The 25,377-nt window shown below is 63.5% G+C and carries 30 protein-coding genes; 10 read left to right on the forward strand and 20 right to left on the reverse strand.

The annotated features are described in order from the left end of the window. Positions 1–46: 46 nt before the first annotated feature. Together uvrC and QOL62_RS03750 are read left to right on the forward strand one after the other, a co-directional pair. Positions 47–1,990, forward strand: a complete 1,944-nt coding sequence (gene uvrC, locus QOL62_RS03745; protein WP_283405236.1) for an excinuclease ABC subunit UvrC — start codon at positions 47–49, stop codon at positions 1,988–1,990. An 87-nt stretch (positions 1,991–2,077) separates the two neighbouring features. Then, positions 2,078–2,680, forward strand: a complete 603-nt coding sequence (locus QOL62_RS03750; protein ID WP_283405237.1) for a hypothetical protein — start codon at positions 2,078–2,080, stop codon at positions 2,678–2,680. A gap of 16 nt (positions 2,681–2,696) precedes the next feature. Here the strand turns inward: QOL62_RS03750 and QOL62_RS03755 are convergent, their stop codons facing one another. From QOL62_RS03755 to QOL62_RS03795, 9 genes are all read right to left on the reverse strand, one after another. Continuing rightward, positions 2,697–2,918: a DUF2061 domain-containing protein gene (locus QOL62_RS03755; protein ID WP_103729619.1), complete on the reverse strand. Its 222-nt coding sequence runs from the start codon at positions 2,916–2,918 to the stop codon at positions 2,697–2,699. Between the two features lie 68 nt (positions 2,919–2,986). Next, positions 2,987–3,862 (reverse strand): cupin-like domain-containing protein, encoded by an 876-nt coding sequence (locus tag QOL62_RS03760; protein ID WP_283405238.1) that lies wholly within the window; start codon positions 3,860–3,862, stop codon positions 2,987–2,989. Next, positions 3,862–5,004 carry a GNAT family N-acetyltransferase gene (locus tag QOL62_RS03765; protein ID WP_283405239.1) on the reverse strand — a complete coding sequence of 381 codons (1,143 nt, stop codon included), beginning with the start codon at positions 5,002–5,004 and terminating at the stop codon, positions 3,862–3,864. The genes QOL62_RS03760 and QOL62_RS03765 overlap by 1 nt, the downstream gene beginning before the upstream one ends. A gap of 116 nt (positions 5,005–5,120) precedes the next feature. After that, positions 5,121–7,214, reverse strand: coding sequence for a sodium-translocating pyrophosphatase (locus tag QOL62_RS03770; RefSeq protein WP_283405240.1), 2,094 nt, complete (start codon positions 7,212–7,214; stop codon positions 5,121–5,123). 150 nt (positions 7,215–7,364) lie between these two features. Beyond that, positions 7,365–8,324, reverse strand: coding sequence for a thiamine-phosphate kinase (gene thiL / locus QOL62_RS03775; protein ID WP_283405241.1), 960 nt, complete (start codon positions 8,322–8,324; stop codon positions 7,365–7,367). A gap of 15 nt (positions 8,325–8,339) precedes the next feature. Continuing rightward, positions 8,340–8,789, reverse strand: coding sequence for a transcription antitermination factor NusB (nusB, locus tag QOL62_RS03780; RefSeq protein ID WP_103729624.1), 450 nt, complete (start codon positions 8,787–8,789; stop codon positions 8,340–8,342). Continuing rightward, complete coding sequence (gene hisD / locus QOL62_RS03785) at positions 8,786–10,075, reverse strand: histidinol dehydrogenase (protein ID WP_283405242.1); 1,290 nt, start codon at positions 10,073–10,075, stop codon at positions 8,786–8,788. The genes nusB and hisD overlap by 4 nt, the downstream gene beginning before the upstream one ends. After that, a complete protein-coding gene (gene hisG / locus QOL62_RS03790; protein ID WP_283405243.1) occupies positions 10,075–10,740 on the reverse strand; it encodes an ATP phosphoribosyltransferase in 666 nt (221 codons plus the stop codon). Before hisG ends, hisD begins: the two co-directional genes overlap by 1 nt. Before the next feature lie 121 nt (positions 10,741–10,861). Continuing rightward, the gene (locus tag QOL62_RS03795; protein ID WP_103729627.1) at positions 10,862–11,134 is read right to left on the reverse strand and encodes a BolA family protein; all 273 of its coding nucleotides are present in this window, start codon (positions 11,132–11,134) and stop codon (positions 10,862–10,864) included. A 193-nt stretch (positions 11,135–11,327) separates the two neighbouring features. On the opposite strand from QOL62_RS03795, the gene QOL62_RS03800 reads away from it, so the two are divergent. Further along, a complete protein-coding gene (locus tag QOL62_RS03800) occupies positions 11,328–11,765 on the forward strand; it encodes a DnaJ domain-containing protein (RefSeq protein WP_346770660.1) in 438 nt (145 codons plus the stop codon). Between the two features lie 131 nt (positions 11,766–11,896). Then, positions 11,897–13,042 (forward strand): GGDEF domain-containing protein, encoded by a 1,146-nt coding sequence (locus tag QOL62_RS03805; protein ID WP_283405245.1) that lies wholly within the window; start codon positions 11,897–11,899, stop codon positions 13,040–13,042. A 28-nt stretch (positions 13,043–13,070) separates the two neighbouring features. Here the strand turns inward: QOL62_RS03805 and QOL62_RS03810 are convergent, their stop codons facing one another. From QOL62_RS03810 to QOL62_RS03825, 4 genes are read right to left on the reverse strand one after another with little or no spacing between them, the layout of a single operon-like run. Then, positions 13,071–13,697: a glutathione S-transferase family protein gene (locus QOL62_RS03810; RefSeq protein WP_283405246.1), complete on the reverse strand. Its 627-nt coding sequence runs from the start codon at positions 13,695–13,697 to the stop codon at positions 13,071–13,073. Between the two features lie 18 nt (positions 13,698–13,715). Continuing rightward, positions 13,716–14,087 carry a DUF1428 domain-containing protein gene (locus QOL62_RS03815; protein ID WP_283405247.1) on the reverse strand — a complete coding sequence of 124 codons (372 nt, stop codon included), beginning with the start codon at positions 14,085–14,087 and terminating at the stop codon, positions 13,716–13,718. 26 nt (positions 14,088–14,113) lie between these two features. Then, complete coding sequence (locus QOL62_RS03820) at positions 14,114–14,806, reverse strand: glutathione S-transferase family protein (protein ID WP_283405248.1); 693 nt, start codon at positions 14,804–14,806, stop codon at positions 14,114–14,116. Positions 14,807–14,827: 21 nt separating this feature from the next. Further along, a complete protein-coding gene (locus tag QOL62_RS03825; protein ID WP_283405249.1) occupies positions 14,828–15,256 on the reverse strand; it encodes a VOC family protein in 429 nt (142 codons plus the stop codon). Between the two features lie 73 nt (positions 15,257–15,329). Between QOL62_RS03825 and QOL62_RS03830 the strand changes: the two genes are divergently transcribed. After that, positions 15,330–16,076 carry a winged helix-turn-helix transcriptional regulator gene (locus QOL62_RS03830; protein ID WP_283405250.1) on the forward strand — a complete coding sequence of 249 codons (747 nt, stop codon included), beginning with the start codon at positions 15,330–15,332 and terminating at the stop codon, positions 16,074–16,076. Positions 16,077–16,137: 61 nt separating this feature from the next. Then, positions 16,138–17,127, forward strand: a complete 990-nt coding sequence (cobS, locus tag QOL62_RS03835; protein WP_103729635.1) for a cobaltochelatase subunit CobS — start codon at positions 16,138–16,140, stop codon at positions 17,125–17,127. Positions 17,128–17,186: 59 nt separating this feature from the next. Here the strand turns inward: cobS and truA are convergent, their stop codons facing one another. After that, on the reverse strand, positions 17,187–17,939 hold the full coding sequence (gene truA, locus QOL62_RS03840; RefSeq protein ID WP_283405251.1) for a tRNA pseudouridine(38-40) synthase TruA: 753 nt from the start codon (positions 17,937–17,939) through the stop codon (positions 17,187–17,189). Positions 17,940–18,043: 104 nt separating this feature from the next. Here truA and QOL62_RS03845 point away from each other — a divergent pair, with 104 nt between their 5' ends. Continuing rightward, positions 18,044–18,568 carry a cupin domain-containing protein gene (locus tag QOL62_RS03845; protein WP_283405252.1) on the forward strand — a complete coding sequence of 175 codons (525 nt, stop codon included), beginning with the start codon at positions 18,044–18,046 and terminating at the stop codon, positions 18,566–18,568. 2 nt (positions 18,569–18,570) lie between these two features. Here the strand turns inward: QOL62_RS03845 and fmt are convergent, their stop codons facing one another. Further along, positions 18,571–19,554, reverse strand: a complete 984-nt coding sequence (fmt, locus tag QOL62_RS03850; RefSeq protein ID WP_379502306.1) for a methionyl-tRNA formyltransferase — start codon at positions 19,552–19,554, stop codon at positions 18,571–18,573. Here fmt and recR point away from each other — a divergent pair. The 3 genes from recR (at position 19,553) to QOL62_RS03865 (ending at position 22,393) form a co-directional block, all read left to right on the forward strand. After that, on the forward strand, positions 19,553–20,149 hold the full coding sequence (gene recR, locus QOL62_RS03855) for a recombination mediator RecR (RefSeq protein ID WP_103729639.1): 597 nt from the start codon (positions 19,553–19,555) through the stop codon (positions 20,147–20,149). The genes fmt and recR overlap by 2 nt on opposite strands. Positions 20,150–20,209: 60 nt before the next feature. Further along, entirely contained in the window at positions 20,210–20,779 is a 570-nt protein-coding gene (gene def, locus QOL62_RS03860; RefSeq protein WP_103729640.1) for a peptide deformylase, read from the forward strand. Positions 20,780–20,851: 72 nt separating this feature from the next. After that, the gene (locus QOL62_RS03865) at positions 20,852–22,393 is read left to right on the forward strand and encodes a DNA recombination protein RmuC (protein WP_283405254.1); all 1,542 of its coding nucleotides are present in this window, start codon (positions 20,852–20,854) and stop codon (positions 22,391–22,393) included. Positions 22,394–22,401: 8 nt separating this feature from the next. Here QOL62_RS03865 and QOL62_RS03870 read toward each other — a convergent pair whose 3' ends face one another. Genes QOL62_RS03870 through rapZ form a run of 5 tightly spaced genes read right to left on the reverse strand, consistent with a single transcriptional unit; the run spans position 22,402 to position 25,356 of the window. Next, entirely contained in the window at positions 22,402–22,824 is a 423-nt protein-coding gene (locus QOL62_RS03870) for an META domain-containing protein (protein ID WP_283405255.1), read from the reverse strand. A 47-nt stretch (positions 22,825–22,871) separates the two neighbouring features. After that, a complete protein-coding gene (locus tag QOL62_RS03875; protein WP_283405256.1) occupies positions 22,872–23,705 on the reverse strand; it encodes a TrmH family RNA methyltransferase in 834 nt (277 codons plus the stop codon). After that, positions 23,702–23,980, reverse strand: coding sequence for an HPr family phosphocarrier protein (locus QOL62_RS03880; RefSeq protein ID WP_103729644.1), 279 nt, complete (start codon positions 23,978–23,980; stop codon positions 23,702–23,704). The genes QOL62_RS03875 and QOL62_RS03880 overlap by 4 nt, the downstream gene beginning before the upstream one ends. Further along, on the reverse strand, positions 23,977–24,381 hold the full coding sequence (locus QOL62_RS03885; protein WP_103729645.1) for a PTS sugar transporter subunit IIA: 405 nt from the start codon (positions 24,379–24,381) through the stop codon (positions 23,977–23,979). The genes QOL62_RS03880 and QOL62_RS03885 overlap by 4 nt, the downstream gene beginning before the upstream one ends. Before the next feature lie 48 nt (positions 24,382–24,429). Further along, a complete protein-coding gene (gene rapZ / locus QOL62_RS03890) occupies positions 24,430–25,356 on the reverse strand; it encodes an RNase adapter RapZ (RefSeq protein WP_283405257.1) in 927 nt (308 codons plus the stop codon). Positions 25,357–25,377: the final 21 nt, after the last annotated feature.

Consider the following 25,377-nt stretch of genomic DNA (forward strand, 5'->3'; position numbering starts at 1 on the left):
GGATCGGGTCTACCGATCCGGCGCGCCATGCCCTATCTGCACGAACATGGCGCGAACACCTGCCGGCACTCCCGACCAACCAAACCGCCTCGAACGCTTCAACGAGGAGCGGGCGACATCCATCGTGCGTGGATCAGACCAGCCTGACCTTCAGGCCGGCGTTGAAGTGATCCGCGACACCGTTCGGACACTGCCCCCCAAGCCCGGCGTCTACCGCATGCAGGATGCGCGCGGCGATGTGCTGTACGTTGGAAAAGCGCGTGCACTCAAGAACCGCGTCGCCAATTACACGCAGTGGGAACGCTTGCCCAGCCGACTGCAGCGTATGGTCAGCCAGACGCGGTCGATGACCATCGTCACCACCAATTCCGAAGCGGAGGCCTTGCTGCTCGAAGCGCAGCTGATCAAGCGCTTTCGCCCGGCCTACAACGTGCTGCTTCGCGACGACAAATCGTTTCCGTTCATTCTCCTGCGCACCGATCATTCGTTTCCGCGCATCATGAAGCATCGCGGAGCCCGACGGATGAAGGGCCACTACTACGGTCCCTTCGCCAGCGCCGGATCCGTCAACACGACGATCAACGCGCTGCAGAAGCTGTTTCTGCTCCGAAGCTGCACCGACAGCTTCTTCGCGCGGCGGGACAGACCCTGTCTGCTCTATCAGATCAAGCGCTGCTCCGCCCCGTGCGTCGGACGTATCGACGAGGCGGGTTATGCGGAACTCGTGCAGGAGGCGAAGGATTTCCTTGGCGGCAAGTCCAGCGCAGTCCAGCGTAAGATGGAAGGGCAGATGGCGGAGGCTGCGGCAAACCTCGATTTCGAGAGGGCCGCCATGCTGCGCGACCGCCTTCGCGCGGCGACCTTCATCCAGGGAAGCCAGGCCATCAATGCGGAGGGTCTGGACAACGCCGACATCTTTGCGATGGCCAGCAAGGGCGGGCAGATCGGCGTCCAGGCGTTCTTCATCCGTGGAGGACAGAACTGGGGCCATCGGGCCTTCTTCCCGACGCATACGGAAGGCTTGAGCGAAGAGGAAGTCATGCAAAGCTTCCTCGCGCAGTTCTACGAGGAAGTGCCGCCGGCTCGCTGTATTCTGGTCGATCGGGAATTGCCGGAGGCCGAACTGATCTCCGAGGCGCTTCGCGAAGGTGCCGGCGGCAAAGTGGACATATCCGTCCCGCAGCGCGGAAGCCGCAAGCGTCTGATCGCGCAGGCAGCTCGCAACGCTTCGGAAGCGCTGGACCGCCGCCTGGCGGAGCGGGGCACACAGGCAAAGGTGTGGCGGGAGATGGCCGAGTTCCTCGAACTCCCGGAACTGCCGCAGCGGGTCGAGATCTACGACAACAGCCATATCTCTGGAACGAAGGCCCTGGGCGCGATGGTGGTGGCGGGACCCGAAGGGTTCATCACCAGCCAATACCGGAAGTTCAACATCAAGAGCGCCCAGACCGACGACGACTATGCAATGATGCGCGAGGTCATGACGCGACGCTTCGGAAGGGCTCAGGAGGAAGATCCGGAGCGGCAGAGCGGCACATGGCCGGATCTGGTGCTGATCGATGGCGGGAAGGGCCAGATGAGCTCCGTAAGGGAAGCGCTGGAGGAACTCGGCATTGAAGACCTCAACCTGATTGCCATCGCCAAGGGGCCGCATCACGGACGTGAAGGACGAGAGGTGTTCCACTTCCCTGACGGCCGCGAAAAGATGCTGCCGGTGAACTCACCCGTGCTGTTTCACCTCCAGCGCTTGCGGGACGAAGTTCACCGGTTCGCCATCGGCGCACATCGGGCCAAGCGCAGCCGGGCCATCACCGCGAGCCCGCTGGATGAGATCCCCGGCGTCGGACCGGCCCGGAAGCGCGCCTTGCTCCTGCATTTCGGCACGGCCGGAAAGGTGCGGGCAGCCAGTCTCGAAGACCTGCAGCGTGCCCCCGGCGTCAGTGCCGCCGTGGCGCAAGCGATCTACGACTTCTATCATCCCGGCGGCTGATCGGCTGATCGGCCACGCAGGCGGGAAACTATACAGGACTGCGCGGGTTCATCTTTCGGAAGCAAGCGCCACACCGGGAGACTCGCCGTGCAAACACTTAGTTCGACCGAGATCGTGCTTGGAGTGGCGATTGTTGCTCTTTTTGCGGGGCTCGCCGTGGCCGCATTCCGGACGCGCTACTCTGTGAGGCGGCAGGCCGGGCCGGATAACAGGTGGATGGCTGCCGCTTTGGCGGCGCCCGGGGAGGAGCGTACTCCTGTTCGTGGTCGCAAGCCATCGGCAGACCGGGATATCCGCCCGCTGACGGCGTTTCGCCGGGATCGCTTCGTTCAGGCGTGGCGGGACATCCGTGCTCGCTACGACAGGGATCCTGCGGGGGCCGTGAAGTGCGCCGATATGCTGCTGGCGGAAATAATCACTGCGCGAGGCCATTCCGTGGTCGAAGCCGATCGCGGGCCGGACCTGTCAGCGCCTTGCGGTGAGATGCGCACCCTTTACGCGACAGGGCACCGCATCGCGCAGAAGGCTGTTCGGCATGAGGCGACAGAAGGAGAACTGCTGCGGGCGATGGTTCACTTCGGAGCCTTGTTCGACGATCTCGTCAACGAGCCGGAGGATTTCTGTCCCGTGCTGGAATATCGCGGCGAAGGGGGCCCCGCCATGTGGAACGAGGGAACCCGCAGGCCTTGACCCCCAGTGGTGATCGTCAGGTGGTCGCCGTGTGCCGGTGAAGGAGAAGGTCGATCAGCGGCATGTCTTGCCGCCACGCGCGTTCGTGGAAGAAGAACACGACGGCATTGACCATCGGTTCAATCAGAGCGATGCCTCCTGCCATGGTGACGGAGCCCGTGATGAGGTAAGCTACGGTGAAGCCCACGATGAGGTGTAACGCCAGGAAGCTAAGGGTCTTTGTCAGATCGCGAGTCATCGGCGGTCCTTTCACGCCATAGCTAATGCGACTTAATCGCAAAAGGAACGCGGTGGTTCCGCTAAGAGTTATCGGATCAAACGATCAGCAAGGTTCAGCTTGCGGAGCACGCGCCAGGCAAACGCCTTGCTCGTATTGGTGGCCGGCCAGCGCCCGGGCGGCCGGGGTTCGGCTCCGAACCGGCGAAGCACTCTGTTGAAGGCGCGTGCATCCGCCTCTGCGAAACTCCATTCGGAACGCCACGTGATGGAGAGGGATATGGAAGGCTTCAGCCCGTTCCGCACGAAGTGAGGCGCCATGACCGGAACGTAGACAGCTTCACCAGCCGTCAGTTCGAACTCCTGACCCTTTCTGAGGAAGGTATCCTGCCACCGGAGCTCCCGCCCCCCACCGGTATGATATGCCTCATGCACTTCATCAGGTGCGAATACGCTGGCTCCTGCCGGAAACTGCGTCATTGTTTTTGAGCCCCGGACCTGCATGAGGATATTGTGCTCGGGATCGAAGTGGTAAGGGGTGACGCCGCCGGCACTGGTGACGAATACGAACCCTTGCGTCTTTAGCATCCGACCCGTCCGGGCCTCGATGACGGGACGAAGCTCCTCCAGAAGCGACCCGAGAAGCTCGGCATAGGCGGAGTCCTGTTCGATGTTCTTTAGGACTGCCCACGATCTTGCGCTGTCAATTTGACGGATCGTCGCACCTATTGGAATACCTGTGGGATCGGGCTTGCCGTCAACCCCGATCGGCTGATCGCTCGCGTTCCACTCGACCGAACCTGAGGGCAAGGCTTCCGCAAGCCGTGCAAGGGCTTCAAGTTCCAGAAGGGGATGCGAACCGAGCCAGTGGCGGAGCTTGTGAGGCCTTTCCGGGTAGCCGGCGGCGAACGTTTTCCGCTCTTCTACCGGAAAGACGGCGGCGTTTTCAGCGCTGAGTGGTGGCATCAGACGACCTTCACCGGGCTGCGTCCCGTTTCCGCGCGCACCAACCGCCGGAAGGCGGCGCGGCGCAGGGCACTGCCGATCGCGATGGACACGTAACCGATCCTTCGCCGCTCCCGCCAGAGACGATCGATCATGGGATGATTTGCCGCAGCACAGCTGTCGCTCCATTCTATGTCTCGGCGTGCGAGAATCTGCAGGTTCTCTCGCTGCAGCAGCACTCCGGGGGAGAAGCGGGAGAAGTCTTCATCGAACGCCGTCTTGAACGAGAAAGCGCCTGGCGGAGTGAGAAACGTTGCCAGCATTGCGATCGGCCGGCCGTCGAGTGTGAGGGACAGCCTTTCCAAACGCCCGCGCGCGGCGGCCGCGCCCAGGCTGTCGCGAAAGAGCGCGGAGGTGCATTCCGCGGAGGCGAGTGCCGAGCCCGATCGCCCCTTCCAACCCGACCGCTCGAGCCGAAGGAAATGAGTGCACCACTCCCCAACGTCCGCCGCATCCGTGCGCCGCTCCACCCGGAGCGTGCCTTGCTCTGCGAGCCTTGAGGTCTGCCTGCGCAGTTCCTTGCGCTTCTTGCCGGAAAGGGAGGTTTCCAGATAGGCTTCTGGCGATAGGGTGGACGCCAGCATCGCACGCGTCTCTGCATGGACCACCTCCACCTGCCGGGGCGTCTCGGTTGCGACGGCGCCAAGGGCCTCATGCAAAGGCCCGCCCAGAACCATGCCACGCATGTGGAGGAAAAGCGCTCCGCCCGGATTCCGGTCGGTCCAGCGCAACAGAGCCTGCCAGAAAGCCTGCTCGGCTCCCGTCGCCACGAGAGGTACGCCGCAGAAGCAGTTCTCATGGAGCCAGCTGGAGATATGAGGCAGAGGCCAGCGATAGTAGCGGCTCGACCGGACGACCGGCAGCAATCCCGCCAGTTCGCCGTCACGCTCGAAACAGAGGATTTTCACCATCCGCGTGCGCGGCAAATGGCGCAGCGAGGCAAGAAGATACCAGCTCTCGAAGAAGGGATTGGCCTCGGCCGCTCTGGCGGCAAGGCTGTCCCACTCGGCCGCGCACTTTTCCATGTCCCGCCACTCGACGCAGTGCATTCGGCCTGTGCCGTTGGACGCGCAGTCGTGCTCGGCTTTGACCTTACTGCCCACTTCCCTCGTCGTCCTGCTCTGCGTGCGGTGCACCGGCGGAGGCTTAGATCCGACCGGTCAAGAAAAGGATAACGGGGTGAGGCATCTCCGAGGTCACCCCCGGAGATGCGGGCATCTCATCCTCCGGCGAGGGCAGCCAGAAGCAGGAGGGCCACGATGTTGGTGATCTTGATCATCGGGTTCACCGCCGGACCTGCAGTGTCTTTGTAAGGGTCGCCCACGGTGTCTCCGGTCACTGCGGCCTTGTGGGCCTCGGACCCTTTGCCGCCGTGATTCCCGTCTTCGATGTACTTCTTGGCGTTATCCCACGCACCGCCGCCCGAGGTCATCGAAAGCGCGACGAAGAGCCCCCCGACGATGACGCCGAGGAGCAATGCGCCCAGCGCGGCGAAGCCGTTCTCCGCGCCGGCCACCCAGCCGACGACGAAGTAGACCGCGATCGGCGCCAGCACCGGGAGAAGCGAGGGGACGATCATCTCCTTGATTGCCGCCTTGGTGACGAGATCGACCGTGCGTGCGTAGTCCGGCTTTTCGACGTAGGTCATGATGCCGGGTTTCTCCCGAAACTGCTCGCGAACGTCGACCACCACGTCTCCGGCGGCGCGACCGACGGCGGTCATGCCCATTGCGCCAAAAAGATACGGCAGCAGGGCGCCGAGCAGCAGGCCGACGATGACGTAGGGGTTTTCGAGACTGAAGTTCACGGTGAGGCCGGGGAAGAACTCCCGAAGGTCGGTGGTGTAGGCCGCGAACAGCACCAGCGCTGCAAGGCCCGCCGAGCCGATGGCATACCCCTTGGTGACCGCCTTGGTCGTATTGCCAACCGCATCGAGAGCGTCGGTCTTCTCGCGAACGGCGTCGTCCAAACCCGCCATCTCGGCGATGCCGCCGGCATTGTCCGTGACGGGGCCGTAGGCATCGAGCGCCACCACCATCCCGGCAAGGGCGAGCATTGCCGTGGCGGCATAGGCGATGCCGAGAAGACCGGCCAGCTGATAGGCGATGACGATACCGGCCACGATGACGAGCGTCGGCAAGGCGGTCGCTTCCAGGCTGATCGCCAGCCCCTGAATCACGTTGGTGCCGTGCCCCGTGACCGAAGCCTTCGCTATCGATCGGACCGGGCGGTAACTGGTGCCGGTATAGTACTCGGTAATCCATATGATGAGGCCGGTGATGACCAGGCCCAGCAGCGCGCAGTAGAACAGCGTGGTGCCGCTGAAATTGCCAGCCCCGATCGGTGCGCTCATGTCGCCAAGCGCATAGCTCACGGCCCACCAGATCGCCGGGACCGAGAGCAGGGCCGTCACAAGGAAGCCCTTGTACATGGCGCCCATGATGTTCTTCGAACTGCCCAGGCGGACGAAGTAGGTGCCGATGATGGAGGTCACGATGCAGACGCCGCCGATCAGCAGGGGGAGGGCCATCATGGCGCCGAGGTTTTCCGCGCCGCTGAGGAGCAGCGCCGTCAGCACCATCGTGGCGCCAACAGTAACCACGTAGGTTTCGAAAAGGTCTGCGGCCATGCCGGCACAATCGCCCACATTGTCTCCCACGTTGTCGGCGATGACGGCAGGGTTGCGGGGGTCATCCTCGGGAATGCCGGCTTCGACTTTCCCGACCAGGTCGGCCCCCACGTCCGCCGCCTTGGTGAAGATGCCGCCGCCGAGCCGCGCGAAAATGGAAATGAGGGAGGCCCCGAAGGCCAGCGCCGTCAGCGCTTCGACCACGGTACGGTCTTCCCCGCCGACAGAGTGACCGGCCGGCCCTGTCAGGTACCAGTAGAAGACCGCAATCGCCAGAAGGGCGAGACCCGCCACCAGCATTCCGGTGATGGCGCCCGCTCGAAAGGCGAGCGTCAGACCCGCCTGCAGCCCCGTCTGCGCCGCCGCCGCCGTGCGCACGTTCGATCGAACCGATATGTTCATCCCGATGAACCCGGCGACGCCCGACAGGACCGCACCGATAGCGAAGCCCGTGGCCGACACGGCGCCAAGAGCGAACGCGATGATGGCCGCTACGATCACGCCGACGACGGCGATGGTGGAATATTGCCGCTTTAGGTAGGCTTGCGCGCCTTCCTGTATCGCGGCGGCTATCTCCTGCATCTTTTCGGAGCCTGCGGGAGCACTCAGCACCTGACGACTGGTCACGAAGCCATAGATGATGGCCACTAAACCCAGGGCAATTGAAATCGTGATCAAGTTCACGAAGCTGTCCCCTTCCCATTTTTCAGGATATCGGCGGGTTTTCCCGTCCGCGGGAACTAGGGCTATAGTGAAGCCCCGGAAGTAGCAAGAGTGTTGCGTAGAGCACAACGAGAGAGAAGGAGCCGTGACGATTGCACTGACATCCGCGTGTCAGTGCTCGTAGCCGAGTCTTTCCGGGAGCGGTACGTCGTTCCCTTGGTAGGTCAGCGCCAGCCCGCTGCCCGTTTCTACAGTGCCAATCCTCGTCAGACGATGGCCGAGCCTCTCGCCAGTTGCCTGGATCTGCCGCGCATGTTCGGCAGGCGCCGTGAACAGCAGCTGGTAATCGTCGCCGGCGGTCATCGCCGCCATGCGGGTCGCCGCCGTGTCCTGCGCGACGGCGAGGTATGAAGGAGACAGGGGAACCGCTTCCATCCGGACGGAGATCGCCAGCCCGCTTGCTTCCGCCATCCGCCGTGCATCGACAAGAAGACCGTCGGAAATGTCCATCATGGCGTTCACCTGCGGCGCCAGCGCGGCCCCGAGCCGCGCGTCGGGACGAGGGCGTCGGTAGCTTTCCGCCAGCGCGAGCAGAGCGTCCGGCGGCCCCTGCAGCGCGCCCATTGCAGCCTGCAGGCCCAGACCCGCGTCTCCGATGGGCCCGCTCACCCACACCTCGTCGCGCGGGCGCGCAGCCGTGCGGGATGGCACCGTGACGCCGTTCGGCACGGCGCCCAGCGCAGTCAGTGAGAAGCTTCGGGCGGAGCCATCGGGCATCCGGACGGTATCGCCTCCCAGCAGCGGTATCGCGAAGGCGCGGCAAGCCTCATCAAGGCCTGCGAGAAAACTTCGGTCCCAGTCGTCCTTTCCGAGCGCATGGGAGTAGAGGCACCCTACAGGTGTGGCTCCTTTGGCCGAAAGATCGGATACGTTGACCGCCACCAGCTTCCATGCGACATCCGCCGGCGGATCGTCAGCCAGATAGTGGACGCCCTCGACCACCGTATCAAGTGTCAGCACAAGGCACGCATCGCCAATGGCCAGCACGGCTGCATCGTCGGCAAGGCGACGAGCAGCCGGATCGGTGGCGATGGCGCGCAGGGCCTGGATGAAGGCGGATTCGCCGGTCATCCCGGGATCATGCCCTTAACGGACGACCTTCGCGACGGAATCGAGCACGCCATTGGCAAATTTCGCTTCACGGGCATCGAAGAAGGCGTGCGCCACGTCGAGGTATTCGCTGATCGCCGCGCCTGTCGGCACATCCGCGCGCGCCATGAGCTCGTAGGTTCCGGCGCGCAGGATCTGCAGCATCGTCTTGTCCAGGCGGGCGAGCGACCAGCCTTCGGTAAGCTTGGAGGCGAGCAGTTCGTCGATTTCGTCGCGGCGCGCGATGACGCCCTTCACGACGTCGTCGAAGAAGGCAACCTCCGCCTGAGCGAACTGAGCGTCGTCGATCTCCATCCCGAGCCGGTGCCGGTGAAATTCGTCCAGAAGAGAAGGAAGCGGTGTCGCTTCCATGTCGAACTGGTAGAGCGCCTGCACGGCGGCGAGGCGCGCTGCGGCGCGCTTCTGCTTGGAGCTTGGATTGGTCATCTGGAAAGCCTTACGGAAATTGAGCGTGCGTGCGCGGGAAGCCCTTCCGCATTGGCGAGGGCGACGGCAGCGGGGCCGATGGCCTCCAGCGCAGCCTGGTCGAGTTGGATGAAGCTGGTGCGCTTCATGAAATCAAGAACGGACAGGCCCGACGAGAACCGCGCCCTGCGTCCCGTGGGGAGTACGTGGTTCGGTCCAGCGACATAGTCGCCGACGGCTTCGGGCGTCATCCGGCCGAGGAAGATGGAACCGGCGTGTCGGATGCGGCGCATCAGGCTTTCCGGATCATCGGTAGCGATCTCTACGTGTTCCGCCGCCAGGGCGTTCGCAAGCGAGGGCGCCTCGTCCAGCGTGTCCACGTCAATGATGACGCCGTTCACCGACCAGCTGTCGCGCGCCGTCCGCTGCGTGGCGAGTGTCGAAAGTTCCGTCTCCACCACGCGCGCGACGTCGTCGGCAAAGGCTGCATCGTCCGTGATGAGGATGGACTGCGAGGTCGGATCATGTTCCGCCTGGCTGAGAAGATCGGCTGCGATCCGAACGGGATCGTTCGCGGCGTCGGCTATGACGAGGATCTCGCTCGGCCCTGCCACCATGTCGATGCCGACGACGCCGTAGAGTTGGCGCTTCGCTTCGGCGACCCAGGCGTTTCCGGGACCAGTGACGACGTCGACGGGTGCGATGCGTTCCGTGCCGTAGGCAAGGGCGGCGACCGCGTGGGCACCGCCGACACGCCAGACCTCATCAACGCCCGCGAGGTGAGCCGCGGCAAGGACAAGCGGGTTGACCTCGCCACCGGGCGTAGGCGTGACGACCACGAGCCGCGGGACGCCTGCCACCTTTGCCGGGATAGCGTTCATAAGCAGCGAAGACGGATAGGCGGCACGCCCGCCAGGCACATAGAGGCCCGCTGCATCCACCGCGTTCCAGATCGCTCCAAGGCGGACGCCCTGGGCGTCGGTATAGTCCCGGTTCTCGGGCAGCTGGGCAGCGTGGTAGGCGCGGATCCGCTCCGCAGCCAGCTCCAGCGCCGATCGCAACGAGGGCTCCAGGGTATCAAAGGCCGCCTTGCAGTCTGCCGCGCTGACCTGCCATCCGGTCCTGTCAAGGTCATGGCCATCGAAGCGACGTGTATAATCCGTCAGAGCCGCGTCGCCGCGCTGGCGCACGTCCTTGAGAATGGCCGCGACGTCTGCGGCTACATCGACGGCGCTTTCGCGGCGATCGCTGACCACACGATCGAATGCCTCGGCAAAGCCGGGCTGCCTGCTGGAAAGACGCAGCATCAGGCGCTTGCCTCTGCCGGGACCTTCTGGGCAACCAATGCGCGGAAGGCTTCCACCAGAGCGCCGACGCGCTCATCCGTCTTGAGGGCGGCGCGGTTGACGATCAGCCGTGCGGAAATGTCGAGGATGCGGCTCGTTTCCACGAGGCCGTTTTCCTTGAGCGTGCGCCCGGTGGAGACAAGGTCGACGATCCGGCTCGACAGGCCGAGTGACGGGGCCAGTTCCATCGCGCCGTTCAGCTTGACGACTTCCGCCTGCACGCCGAGCTTCTCGAAATGGCGACGGGTCAGGTTCGGGTACTTGCTGGCGATGCGCAAGTGAGACGGCAGGGCGCCGCCGGTTTCGCCCTCGCGCTCGGCCACGGACAGGCGGCAGTGACCGATGTCGAGATCCACCGGCGCATAGAGATCCGGGTAAGCGAATTCCTCCACCACGTCCGATCCCACAATGCCGACCTGCGCCGCTCCGTGAGCCACGAAGGTGGCCACGTCGAAGGCACGGACCCGGATGAGGCGCATGTCGCTGCCTTCACACGCGAACGAAAGAGCGCGTGACTTCTTGTCGTGAAACTCCGCCTCGGGAATGACACCGGCGCGCGCCATGAGGGGCAGCGCCTCATCGAGGATTCGGCCTTTGGGCACGGCGAAGGTCAGGGGTGTCGGCATGGTGCGCGCATTTAGGCGCGCATTCGCCTGAGGGCAACCGGTGATGATGCGATCAGTTCACCCAGCACCCTTCGCCTCGCACGGCAGTGCGGACAGGCGCAGGGGCTTGGCGGTGGAAACGCTACTCGCCCGGCGCGCTGGCTCGGATCGCCACGGCGTGGACGCGGTTGCCGGGAATGTCGCCGAGTGCCGCATTGACGAGGCGCTGGCGCTGAAGTCGCGACGTCCCGGCGAACTGCGCGCTTTCTATGATGATGGTGAAGTGCGATTCGCCGCTCCCATCGTCACCGGCATGGCCGCGGTGGGAGGCGGAATCGTTGACCACGTCCAGCGCGGTCGGAGCGAATGCGGCGGTCAGCAACTGCCGCATTTCCTGTTCGAGAGGTCCTGACATGGGGTTTCATTTACGCGATCAATCCCCCATCTGAAAGATGGTGAGACAGCATAGATTTCATGGACGGTACGAATCCACAGGGCGTGAATGCACCTGGCCAGGATGCGGGGAGCCGGGGGAGTTCCGGGCCCCGGGTGGACGGCCTTCAGGTTTCGATGGGCCGGGGGACTTCCGCTGGTTCTGCCTTGAGCATGTGCGTGAATTCAACTCCGGCTACGACTACTTCGACGGAATGGACGCTGAAGAGATCCTTCGGGCGCAGTCACCCCTGCACGGCTGGCAGACGCAGACGCGGGCGTTCCGGCCCGATGCCGGTGTGGACCACTCCCCGCGCTGGTCGGACTTTGCCGATCCCCTCGAGGCGATACAGGCCCGCGCCAGGGCGCATGTGAAACGCCGTCAGGCTGACCTGCGGCCTGAGAATGCGCGCTTCACACCGAACGAGCGGCGAGCACTGGACGCGCTGGGCCTTGCTGCGGACGTGGATCGCAAGACGCTGCGTTTGCGCTACACCCGATTGCTGCGCCAGTTCCATCCCGATCATAACGGCGGCGATCACAGTTACGCGTCGCGGCTCCAGAGTGTCGTCGAGGCTTATCAACTGTTGATCAAGTCAACAGCCTTCGCCTGAATGGCCTTCTATCAGCTGATAAATTGAGGGAGCGGTGCCATCCGTGCGACATTGCCCCCGCAGATTAAGGCTTTAGCGCCGCGTTAACTCCGTCCTTATACGTGGGGCGCCTACAGCCGCTCGGTGCCCGCATGAAATTCGACTCCGCCACCCTCCTGACAATTGCCTTCCTCACGTTGCTGTTGTTCGGCCTTGTCTTCATCACGCTGGCGCGGTTTTCGGTGCGCAGCGGCGCGCGATGGTGGGTCACGACCTTCTTCCTCGGTGCTTCCGGTTTCTTCCTCATGGTCGTTCCGGCGGGAAGCGACAGCGGCATCAGGATACTGGCCAACACCCTGTTCCTTACCGCTTACGCCTGCTGCCATGCCGGCGCGCGCGCATTGGTGGGGCGGCGACCGGTGCGATGGTCCGTGGCGGGTGGGTTGATGGTGTGGCCGCTTCTGATCCTCACCTTCGATCCGGGCTTTGACGACCGGGTTTCGATCTGCTCGCTTCTCGTCAGCGCCTATTCGGCCGCGACCGCCTACGAGTTCGCGCGCGGCGCACGAAGAGAAGAGCGCAGCCGCATCATCGCTGCCGGGCTGTGTGGCGCGCATGCGCTGTTCTACCTCGTGCGCAGCTTCTTGGGCCCTGCTCTGGGGCTGGGCCTCTTGCGCACGGAAGCGACGATCGGCCATTGGGCAGCGGCTGTTGCACTGGAAATCGTGCTCTTCGCTGCAGCGCTCGCCGTCCTGGTGTTCGGCGCGACGCTTGAGCGTCGTGGTCTGGAGGACAGGCAGGCCGCCTACACCGATTTCCTGACAGGCATCGGAAGCCGCCGCGCCTTCGAAGCCGCGATGGCGGCATTTCTTTCCAATACGAAAGGCCATGATCCCGCCAGCCTTGTTCTTCTTGACCTCGACCATTTCAAGGAGGTCAATGACCGCCTGGGACACGATGCGGGCGATCAGCTGCTCAGGACCATCGCGAACGTGATCGCAGAGCAGCTCCCCGAACCGAACCTGTTCTGGCGCCTTGGAGGTGATGAGTTCGCGCTGCTGCTGCGCGGCTACGATCAAGAGCGTGCGCAAGTGATGCGAGATGGTTTGCGCAAGACGGTGGAAACGTCCTCCCGTATTCAACGGGCGGGCGCAGGCTCCCCCGTATCCATCAGCCTCGGCGTTGCCGAAGTGACGGAAGACGCAGAGCTGGCCGATATCGTCCGCTCTGCAGACGCAGCGTTGTACCGGGACAAGACCCGCCCGCGCGCCGTCCGCAATGTGGTGAACGCCGCCTGAGCCCGCGCCCGGCGCGATTGGGCGTGCGTTACTTCTTCATCTCGTCGATTAGGCGCGCGTCGATCCCCTTGGCTGCCTGATAGGCCGGCCGCTGCTGGCACCGCTCCGCATAGGCGACGAGCGAGGGAAGAGGAGGTATCAGGCCAAAGGTCATCCCCCAGTCGATCTGGCTGCCTACGTAAACGTCGCCCATGGTGAAACGGGTGCCGCAAATCCAGTCGTCCTCGGCCAATTTCTCCTCGATGGCGCCTATTGCACGGTCGAAGTTGCCCCAGCCGGCCATCATCTCCTGTTCCGGACCGGGTTCAAATTTCAAGGCACGGGACGTGATGGCCTGCTCGATGGGGCCCGCCGCGAAGAATACCCAGCGGTAGTAGTCGGCCATTTCCCCGTCGTTAGGCAGGAGCCTGGCCTCGGGGTGCATTTCGGCAAGATAGAGGCAGATCGCGGCCGCTTCGCTGATGGTCCTGTCCCGATCCTCGGCGTGGTGGACGAGCGTCGGGACCTTGGCCATGGCGTTTGCGCTCAGCAGGGCGGCCGGCTTGTTCTTCCAGTCAACCAGGACCTGATCGTAATCGGCGCCGGCCTCATGGAGGGCCCAGCGTGCGATCTGTCCACGCGACATCGGGTTGGTGAAGAACGTGTAGTCAGCCATTCCGATGCTTCCCCTTCGTCAGCTTCCGAGTTCCACGACAGGAGTGAAGCCACCGAAGATCATCCGCCCGCCGTCGAAGGGCATCGGATTCGTATTCGGATCGAGGCGCGGGTCCATCTTTGCCGCATCCATCACGCTGGCCATTCCCGTGTCGCGCGTGGCCTTGTCAGGCCATTCGATCCACGAGAAGACCACGGCCTCGTCGTCCTTGCAACCGACGGACCGGAAGAAATCGGTCTGCTTGCCTTCCGGAACATCGTCCTGCCAGCATTCCACGATGCGCAACGCGCCGTGCTCCATGAAGACGGCATCGCCCTGCTGTGCATGCGCGATGAACTTGTCCTTGTTCGCCTTCGGAACGGCGAGGACGAAACCTTCCACGTAGTTCATTTTCAGGCTCCTCTTGCAGTCGTTCTCTATACCGGATCCTTCTGTCGCGGATCATGCTGCGCGAAAGGGGCAAGCTGTGCTTCCAGCGCGCGGGCGAAGGCCGGTCGGCTGGTGGCACGGTCCAGATAGGATGAGAGTGTGGGGTGACTCTTCAGGAGATCATCATCGCCGCCGGCCTTCACGAGCGATCGCAGGATCGTCGCCATGGCGATGTCGGCAACGGAGAACTCACCAGCCAGCCACTCCTTGTCCCGAAGCGCAGTCTCCAGCCGCTGCAGTCGCAGGCGACATGCCTCAAGCAGCGAAGGGCGTCGCAAGGGCGCCCACTCTTCGTTGCGCGAAAAGATCGAGACGGCGGCAAGCTCGAAGAGAAAGGGCTCAATGGAGTTGAAGGCGGCAAACAGCCAGCTCAGGATACGTCCGCGCTCCTGAGTGCCGGGCGCGGGCAGGGCATGCGCCTTCTCTGCCAGGTGAAGCAGTATGGCACCGCTTTCGAAGATATCGACGTCACCGTCACGGAGAAACGGAACCTGCCCCCACGGCTGATCGTCGTAGTACCATTCGGGCCGTTCGAGCGCGCTGATGAGGCGAACCTTGTAGGGGAAGCCGAACTCCTCGCATGCCCAGCGGGCGCGCAGATCCCTTACCTGGCCCTGCGCGAAGGAGGGGACCCATTCGAACGCGGTGATTTCGATCGAGGGTGCGGGATTTTCGGGCATCGGTTTTCCTTGCTTGAAGGTTCAGGCTGAAGCGGGCGCTTCCACGTCTCCGGACACTGCGCCGGGGTCCATCCACATCACTTCCCAGACATGCCCGTCCGGATCGGCGAAGGCCCGGCTGGCCATGAAGCCGTGATCCTGGGAGGGGTTGATGTCCGAGACACCACCCGCTTGTCCCGCCTTGCTGCTGAGGCGGTCGACGTCCTCCCGACTGTCGCAGGAGAGGCAGAGCATCACTTCGCTGGTGTCTGGCGCCGCAATAGGCCGGTCGGTGAATGTCTTCCATTTCTCATGAGTGAGGATCATCACGAAGATGGTGTCGGACCACACCATGCACGCGGCGGTTTCATCCGTGAATCGCGGTTCGTTCACGAAGCCAAGCGCCGCGTAGAAGGATCTGGCTTTTGCAAGGTCCGCGACAGGCAAATTCACGAAGATCATGCGGGTCATTGTCCAGTCTCCCTCGAATGATGTGATTCGTGGCTTGCGTCATGCTGGACCTGTGCGGTAACTGAAAGCAACCATGAAGTTGCGAAACGAAACTATTTCGGGTGAGTCTGTTTCCTCTCCCGCCTGCGGCAGCCCCCTGGCTCAAGACGAGCAACCGGTTCACGGACGCTGGTACAGCGACGCTTGCGGCGCCGCCTTTGCGATGGAACTGGTGGGCGAACGGTGGTCGTTCCTCATCGTTCGCGAATTGCTGCTGGGTCCGCAGCGGTTTTCCGAGATCCGCACGCAGCTGCCGGGCCTGAGCGCGAAGACACTTGCCGAACGTCTGCAGACGCTGGAACGCAATGGTGTTATCCGGCGCGAAACCCTGGCGCCGCCGGCCTCAGTAAAGGTGTATGGCCTGACGGAGTGGGGGCGAGCGCTGGAACCCGCCATGCAGGCCCTGCTGCGGTGGTCCGTGCAATCGCCGTTGCACAACCCTACCCTGCCGCTCACCCCTGTGTCTCTCATGCTCTCTCTGCGTGCGCTGCTTCACCCGGAGCGGATCGGTGACCTGCGGCTGACCGTTGCTTTTCGGGTGAGTGAAAGATCCTTCGTCGCCCGGCTGGACGAAGCCGGTCTCTGCATTGATCCCGCGGGCGATGGTGACCCGGCGGCTGACCTGCGCTTCGCCGCGCCCTTGAGCTTGCCGTTCCTGATGCTGTTCTACGGCAAGCGTGCTCCGGCCGACGTACAATCCCTTAAGATCGAAGGCGATCCGGCGCTGGCAACAAGGTTTGTTGATCTTTTCGATCTTCCGGCCAGATGCCCGGCAGGATGAACCGAGATGACGTAAAGCTTATTGCGATGCAGCGTCACGTCCTTTAGGCGATTGCCTTGAGATGACAGACTCCACGAACAAGACCGAGAACCGCGACGCCACCGTGCTGGCTGCTCCCGACATTGAACTCGACGTTCGAGAAACGTTCGGGATCGACATCGACATGAAGGTGCCCGCCTTCTCCGTCGCCGACGAGCGCGTGCCGGATCTTGATGAAACCTACGTCTTCGATCCGGACACCACTTTGGCGATCTTGGCGGGTTTCGCTTACAATCGTCGTGTGATGGTGCAGGGCTATCACGGCACGGGTAAGTCGACGCACATCGAACAGGTTGCCGCGCGCCTGAAATGGCCGTGCATTCGCATCAACCTCGATGCGCACATCAGCCGCATCGACCTGATCGGGCGCGATGCGATCGTCCTGCGCAATGGAATGCAGGTCACGGAATTCCGGGAAGGCCTGCTTCCCTGGGCACTTCAGCATCCGGTCGCTCTCGTCTTCGACGAATACGACGCGGGCCGTCCCGACGTCATGTTCGTGATCCAGCGAATCCTTGAAACCGAAGGCAAGCTGACGCTTCTGGACCAGAACCGCGTTATCCGGCCGGACAGGCACTTCCGCCTGTTCGCCACGGCCAACACCGTCGGCCTGGGCGATACGTCCGGGCTCTACCACGGCACGCAGCAGATCAACCAGGGCCAGATGGACCGCTGGAATCTCGTGGTTGCCTTGAACTACCTGCCGGCTGACACCGAGACCGGGATCGTCGCGGCCAAGGTGCCGCAGATCAGCCGCGACGTCATCAGCAACATGGTGAAGGTGGCGGATTTCTCCCGTCAGGGATTCATGACGGGCGACATCTCCACGGTCATGAGCCCCCGCACCGTCATCACCTGGGCGCAGAATGCGGCGATCTTCAACGACGTCGGTTTCGCGTTCCGGCTTTCGTTCCTCAACAAGTGCGATGAGACGGAGCGCATGCTGGTCGCCGAATATTACCAGCGCGTGTTCGGCCAGGACCTGCCGGAAAGCGTCGTCGCTAAGGCCTGACGGCACCTTCCGGGAACGTGCAGGCGCGCCCGTCTTCCGAACGGGCGCGCTTCGCCTTTTCAGGGCCGGTCTTCCGGATAGGTCGCGCGGACGAAGTACAGCCCGTCAGGTGGAGCGTTCAAGCCAAGCGTCTGCCGGTCCCTTGCCGCAAGTGCCTCGGCAACCTGCTCCTCCCGCCAGCGGCCCATCCCGACAAGCGCAAGGCACCCGACCATCGAACGCACCTGATGGTGCAGGAAGCTGCGGGCTTCGGCTTCGATCAGCACCATGTCACCCTCCCGTCTGACGGCGAGCCGATCCAGCGTCTTCAGAGGCGAGGCTGACTGGCAATGAACGGACCGGAAAGTCGTGAAGTCGTGGCGGCCGACGAGCGCCTGCGCGGACCGGTGCATGGCCTGCGCGTCCAGCGGCTTGGCGACTTGCCAAGCCTTGCCCCGCTCCAGCGTAAGCGGAGCACGCCGATTGGCGATGCGATAGATATAAGCTCGACCCGTGCAGGAAAAGCGGGCGTGCCAATCGTCCGGCACGACGTCGCAGGCCAGCACCGCCACCGGTGCCGGACGCAGCCGTGCGTTTAGCGCCTCCATCAGTCGAAACGCGTCGAATGGCTTCGTGACGTCGAGGTGCGCTCGCATTCCCAGCCCGTGAACGCCTGCATCGGTCCGGCCTGCGGCGTGCATCACGGTACGCTCCCCCGTGACGGTGAAAGCCGCATCCTCGATGGCCTGCTGAATGGAGGGGCCGTGAGCCTGACGCTGCAGCCCCATGAAGGGGCCGCCGTCAAATTCGATGGTAAGCGCATAGCGGGTCATTTCGCCACGCCGATACAGGACGCTTGCCCGGACGCAAAGGCCTTCGAAGGGTTGGCGAGCGCAAGGCGCACTGGCACCATCGCGCGAACGGGAAAGGATCTGACATGACCGACAGCCAGGACCCACCATTCGCAATTTACCGCGGAGCGGACGCGCCGACGCTCGAAGAATGCGGCTGCATGACGTATGAGGGAGAGACTCCCAACCTCATGCAGATACAGCCGAAATTGGCCGAAGCCATGCAGGTCCGGGGGGAGTACGCGGACGTGCCGTATCGCCGCGAAGGCATGAGCCTTGCGCGGCTCTGGGTGAAAAGCGGCTTTCCGCTGCCTCTGCATTCGCACGATTGCGACTGTCTCTACTACATCGTCGCAGGCTCAATCCGGATGGGCACCGAAACGCTGAGTGCCGGCGATGGCTTCTTTGTGGCTGCGGAGGTGCCCTATTCCTATACGGCCGGGCCTGAGGGCGCGGAGGTGCTGGAGTTTCGTGGGACTGACCGTTTCAACATCCGGGTCAGGGACAAGCCGGTGGCGGCGTGGGAGAAGACAGCTGCGGTGCTGCGCGAAAGCCATTCCCGCTGGCGCGAGGAACAGCCTCCGGTGCGCAGAATGCCGCAGAAGCGCTGAGTTCAACCAAGTTTCGTGCCGGCGGGGATCGGCTTGCCACGAAGAAGGTCGGCCGCGTCCATGGCAGGCTTGCCGGCGCGCTGGATGCGCCTGATCTGTATGGCGCCCGTGCCGCATCCGACCGTCAGCCGATCGTCGAGCGTGCTTCCAGGCTCACCTTCGAGATCGGTCACGTCGGCCGCCAACACTTTGTAACGTTCACCGTCCACTTCAAAGAAGGCCCCGGGGGCGGGAGCAAAGGCCCGGACTTGACGCTCCACCGCCACGGCAGGCTGCGCGAAGTCCAGGCGCGCCTCGGCCTTGTCGATCTTTCGTGCGTAGGTGACACCGTCTTCGGGTTGCGCCACCGGTCGATGAACGGCAAGATCGCGCAGGGTGCCGATCAGCAGCTGGGCTCCTTTCTCCGCCAGTTCAGCGGTCAGTTCGCCTGCCGTTTTTCGCTCGACCGTGGTCCGCAGGGTAGCCAGCATCGGACCGGTGTCCAGGCCCGCTTCCATCTGCATGATGGTGATTCCCGTCGTAGGATCTCCGGCAAGGATCGCCCGCTGAATCGGCGCCGCGCCCCGCCAGCGGGGCAGGATCGAGGCGTGAATGTTCAGACAGCCCAGGCGCGGCGCGTTCAGGACGGATTGTGGCAGGATGAGGCCATAAGCGGCGACGACGGCGATATCCGCTTCAAGAGCGCTGAAGGCCGCCTGCTCCTCCGCCGGTTTGAGCGAGACGGGGTGGCGTACGGCTATACCACGGGCTTCCGCCTCCCTCTGCACGGCCGAGGGTGTCAGCTCCTTTCCGCGGCGGCCGCCCGGCCGGGGTGGCTGGGTGTAGACCGCCACCACTTGGTGCCCTGCCTCGATCAGTGCGACGAGTGCCGGCACGGCGAAATCGGGTGTCCCCATGAAGATGACGCGCATGATGTGGGGAACTCCAGGCAAGTGTAGGTGAGCGGGGTTTCTAACGGCTGGCGCAGGCCCTATCTGCGGAACCATGGCATCGCAAGAGATCGAGACGCTGACCGCCGCACTGTCACGCCTGCCCGGCCTTGGCCCGCGCTCGGCGAGGCGCGCCGTCCTTTGGCTTATCAAGCGGCGGGAAACTGCCCTTGTCCAACTGCTGGACGCGCTCGGCGCCGTGCGCGAAGCGCTTGTGGAATGCCGCACCTGCGGCAATGTGGATACCACGGATCCCTGCGGCATCTGTGCGGACGTTCGCCGCGACGCCCGCTCGATCTGCGTGGTCGAAGAGGTGGCGGATCTTTGGGCGCTCGATAGGGCGCGTCTTTTTACGGGCAAGTACCACGTCCTTGGTGGGCGGCTTTCGGCGCTGGATGGCATCCGCCCTGAGGATCTCGCGATCGACACACTGCTCGCGCGAGTGAGCCAGGGGAAAGTCGACGAAGTGCTGTTGGCCATGAACGCCACGCTGGAAGGCCAGACGACCGCCCACTACCTGGCCGAGCGCCTGGAAGGGTTCCCGGTAAGGGTTACTCAACTCGCGCACGGCCTGCCAGTCGGAGGTGAACTGGATTACCTTGACGAAGGCACCCTTGCCCAGGCCATCCGGGCGCGGCGGCCGGTAGCATGATCCGATAAGTCCTTCCGGCGCATCCTTGCGAAAAGGGGCGGTCGGGATTATCTGGCGCCCATGGCTATTCGCGAAATCCTCGAAGTTCCCGACCCGCGCCTCAAGCAGGTCTCCGTTCCCGTCGAAAAGTTCGACGACGAGCTCAAGACGCTCGTCGGAGACATGTTCGAGACGATGTACGACGCTCCCGGTATTGGCCTGGCTGCCATTCAGGTCGGCGTGCCTTTGCGCGTGCTGGTGATCGACCTCCAGCCGGAGGATGAGGATGCCGAGCCGGAGGTTTGCACCGCGCATGGTGGGCATCACCACACCCATCGGCCGACTCGGAAGGAGCCCCGGATCTTCATCAATCCGGAAATCCTGGATCCTTCGGAAGACCATACGGTTTACCAGGAGGGCTGTCTGTCCGTCCCCGAGATCTACGCCGATGTGGAGCGCCCGACGCGAATCCGCGCACGCTGGCAGGATCTTGACGGCAAGACGCACGAGGAAGAGATGGAAGGCCTGCTGGCGATCTGTCTGCAGCACGAGATGGATCATCTCGAAGGCATCCTGTTCATCGATCATCTCTCGCGTTTGAAGCGGCAGATGGCGCTGAAGAAGCTGGAAAAGCTGCGCAAGGTGGCCTGAGCCCGCGAATAATTCGCGACTCATCGCGAAGGCGCTCTGGCGTTCTTGAAATGTTCCGGCTAGGCTGGAATCATGGACGCTCTTCTGATCTCGATTTTCGCGCTCGTCATTGGCCTTGCCTGCGGCTGGTTCGCCGGGGCCCGACCTGCTGCACAATGGCGAGCGCAGGCGGCTTTGCGAGAGCGGGAGGCACGGGAAAGTGACGCGAAGTATCTTCGTGCCTTCGCCGAAGTCGAGGCGCTGAGGGAGCGTGCGGCCAGGATCGACGCCTTGGAGCAGACGCTGGAGCGCGTTCGCCGCGAGCATGAAGCCGCGGCCGAACGGCTGCGGCACGAAGGCGCCTGCGCCGTGGAGCGCACTCGCACCGACCTTACGGACCTGCTGAACAGGGCCCGTGTCGAGCACGCGGGGCGCATTGACGGCCTGCTGCGCGAACAGCGGGCCCTGTCGGACGAACTCGCCACGCTTCGGGAAAAGTCGGCAAACTTCGACGAGCAGAAGCGTCTTTTGGTGGAAGCACAGGAAGGGCTGCGCAAGGAGTTCGAAAATGCAGGCGCGAAGGTGCTTGCAGGCGCGCAAGAGGCTTTCCTGCGGAGCGCCAGCGAACGGTTCGAGCAAAGCGAGAAGACAAGTGCGGAGCGCATTAGCGCTATTCTGGCACCGGTCGGGCAGCGTCTGAAAAGCTATGAGGAACAGGTTTCGGCGCTTGAGGCGAAGCGTGTGGACGCTTTCGGGCAACTCACCGGCCAGATCGAAGCTTTACGTGTCGGCCAGGAGATGGTGCGCGCCGAGGCGGTGCGGTTGGGCAATTCCTTGCGCAATGCTCCCAAGGCTCGCGGCCGGTGGGGTGAGCAGCAGCTGAAGAACGTGCTCGAACAGTGCGGACTTACTGAGCACACGGATTTCGAGACGGAGCAATCGATCAACACCGAAGAGGGGCGCCTTCGTCCGGACGCCATCGTCAGGGTGCCGGGCAACAAGCAACTGGTGATCGACGCGAAGGTGTCGCTCAACGCCTACCAGGATGCGTTCGAGGCCGAGGACGAGGCTGCGCGCACGGCTTTCCTGACCCAGCATGCGACATCAATGCGCAATCACATTCAAGCTCTGGGCGCGAAGAGCTATCAGAGTCAGTTTGAGAATGCCCCGGATTACGTGATCATGTTCGTGCCCGGCGAACATTTCATCGCCGCCGCCCTTGATCACGATTCAGGGCTGTGGGACTTCGCATTCGACCGCAAGGTGCTTCTTGCCAGCCCAACCAACCTGGTCGCGATCGCCCGAACCATCGCGCAGGTCTGGCAGCAGGAGGGGTTGGCACGGGAAGCGCGGGAGATCGGAAAGCTCGGTTCGGACCTCTACGACAGCCTTGCCAAGACACAGGAGGATCTTGGCAAGGTGGGCGTGCATCTCGGTCGCGCGGTCAACAGCTTCAACGACTTCGCGCGTACCTACGAAACCAACGTGATGAGCCGCGGCCGACGCCTCGGTGAAAAGCACATCAAGATCGGCAAGCGTACAATTTCGGATGATGTCGCTTCGATCGAAGTGTCACCGCGTTTCGCGGACGCACCACGGCAGATCGAAGGCGTTACGGCGGAAGATGTCGGCTGATCGTGTGGTCAGTCGACACGCACCAGTTCAGCTGTATGTCCGCTGGAGCGGAGGACGATCCGGCTACCTTCTGCGGTGACTGTGGGTGCCGCGACCAGCAGGGCGCCCAACGCATTGCTCTGCTCCCAGGAAGTCTTTGAACAGGGCGCGTCGCTTTGTGCAAACGGGCCGGCCAGCAGGCGATTCTGCTCCAGACGCCAAGGCCCTTCGAACCGATTGCAGCCCGCATGGACCACGATGTCCGGCCCTTCGAAGGAAAGCCGCGCCGCCTTCGAGGCGGGACGCTCCCCATCTATGCGTACAAAATGCCAGGTTCCGCTCGCCAGGGATTCGGACGCCGGGCCGCGATGGCTGCTGATGGAATGCTCGCCAGTGTCCGAGCACCCAGTTGCGAGCAGGGCCCAGAGGAGGAGAGGGGCGAGTCGTTGCATGACTTCCCGCCCATAGACGCCGCCGGCTGAGGGGTGGATGAACGTGACTAAGCTGGGCGCAAGTGCGCCAGAGCCTCGTAGGCAAGGACTGCACCTGCGACGGCGGCATTGAGGCTGTCGGCACGGCCAAGCATCGGTATCGTGACGCGAAGGTCGCAGGCTTCTTCGTAGGCGCTCGGCAAGCCCTGTGACTCGTTCCCGACCATGAGGAAGCAGGGCGCGGTGTAGTGGGCCCGCCGGTAATCCGTAGGATCACGCAGCGACGCTGCAACAAGCTGGCCTGTGCCTTCCCGTAGCCAAGCCTGGAACTCGTCCCATCGCGCCACGGCCAGGCGCTGCGTGAAGATCGCGCCCATGCTGGCGCGTACCGCCTCGACCGAAAAGGGATCGGCGCAGTCATCGAGGAGGATCAGACCTCCGGCGCCGACTGCATCCCCCGTCCGCAACATCGTGCCGAGGTTGCCCGGATCGCGCAGGGCTTGTGCAACAAGCCAGATCGGCGAGGCGCTCCGGTCCAGGTTGGACAGCCGGGTGTCGAACTCAGCGAAGACGCCGGCGACGGCCTGCGGATTGTCCTTGCCCGTCACTTTGGCAAGGATATCCACGTCCATCTCCACGATCTCGCCGCCGGCAGCTGCGACGGCCTGCTCAAGAGCATCAAGCAGGGGATGAGGATCGCGGCCGATCGCCATGACCAGCATTTCGGGAACGACGCCACACTCTCGCGCGTCCGTCAGCAGACGCAGGCCTTCAGCCAGAAAGCGCCGTTCCCGCTTACGATGCTTCTTGTCCCTCAGCGAACGGAGAAACTTGACCAGGGGATTGGAGAAGCCGGTGATCGTGCGGCGCGTCGAGCCGTCCGGTGAAGGAAAACCGTTCACTCTTCGCCGAAGCCGTCACGCACGAGGGTGGTCAACGTCGAAAGAGCGTCATTGGCTCCATCGCCAGAGCAGGCGATCTCGATAGTATCGCCTTTGGCCGCACCGAGCATCATCAAGCCGAGGATGGATCCCCCGGCGGCGGACATGCCATCCTTACTGACGGTTACGGAAACGGTCCCCGGCAGATCCGAGACATGGCTCACGAATTTCGCGCTCGCCCGGGCATGAAGGCCGCGCTTGTTGACGATACGAACCGCTTCCCGGCAGTCAATCATGCATCCTGCCCCAGGTACTCACTGGCCACGGTGATATAGTTGCGGCCCGCATCGCGAGCCGCCGAGATCGCTTCGCGAACCGGCATGCAGCCCCGTGCTTTTGCCAGACGAATCAACATGGGTAGATTGATGCCCGCAATCACTTCGACCTTGCCGGCCTGCATGAGCGAAATGGCAAGATTGGACGGGGTCCCGCCGAACAGGTCGGTGAGGATGATGACGCCTTCGCCGCTATCGACCTTGAGGATGGCATCGGCAATTTCCGAGCGGCGGCGCTCCATATCGTCGTTCGGGCCAATGCATACAGTTTCCACGTCGGCTTGGTCACCGACGACGTGTTCCATCGCGTGTACAAACTCCTCGGCGAGATTGCCGTGAGTAACCAGAATCATACCGATCATGCCGGGAATGCGCTCCGAAAATCCTGCGATCGCCCCCGGATCGTCTCTCTATTTCTCACGCCGGAGACCTCCTTCGAGAAGATCGGCCGCCCGCGAGCCCAGGTTGCGATGCAGCAATGTGGGCGAAAATCCTGCGTGACGCAAGGCCGCTGCAATCCGCTCAGCGGTGAATACGGAGCGGTGTCTCCCTCCGGTACAGCCAAACGCGACGTGCACATAGGCCTTGCCCTGCGTCTGATACCGAGGAAGCAGCATCAGGAGGAGATCGCGAATGCGCGTGTAGGCCTCGTCCCAGGCGGGATCCTTCTGGATGTACGCGCCGACGGCCGGGTCCTGACCTGTTTGCGGACGCAACACCGGATCCCAGTGCGGATTGTCGAGGAAACGCATGTCAAACACGAGATCGGCGATCGGCGGCATCCCGCGGGAGAAACCGAAACTGGATACCGTGAGCGTGAGGGCATCCGAAGTCCCGTCCGCGAAGCGTTCGCGCATGGCACGCTGCAGATCGTTCGTCGTGAAGTCGGTCGTGTCCAGCAAAAGGTCCGCCCAGCGCCGCAATGGGGCAAGCAATTCGCGCTCGGCGCGAATGCCGCTGCCGACCGGGCTTCCGGCGGCGAGGGCGTGGCGTCGGCGCGTTTCATTGTAGCGCCGTTCCAGTTCCTTGCTGGAGCAATCGAGGAAGAGCGTCGTCAGTTCGATGCCGCTTCTGTCGCCCAGAGCCTTTACCTGAGCGATGATCCGCTCGGGATCGAAGCCGCGCGTGCGCGAGTCAAACCCGATCGCGAGCGGAGTCTTGTCTCCTGCCGGGGTGCCTTCGACAAGGGCGTCGAGCATGCGGATAGGGAAGTTGTCGACGATCTCCCAGCCGAGATCCTCGAGCACGCGCAAGGCAGTCGTCTTGCCGGCACCCAACATACCGGTGACCAGCAGCACCCGCTGCCTATCCCGCCGATCGTCTGCTTCGTTCCCCATCCGTCCTATCTGCGCCTTGCC

Source organism: Novosphingobium panipatense (assembly GCF_900182875.1).
Lineage (GTDB): Bacteria > Pseudomonadota > Alphaproteobacteria > Sphingomonadales > Sphingomonadaceae > Novosphingobium > Novosphingobium panipatense.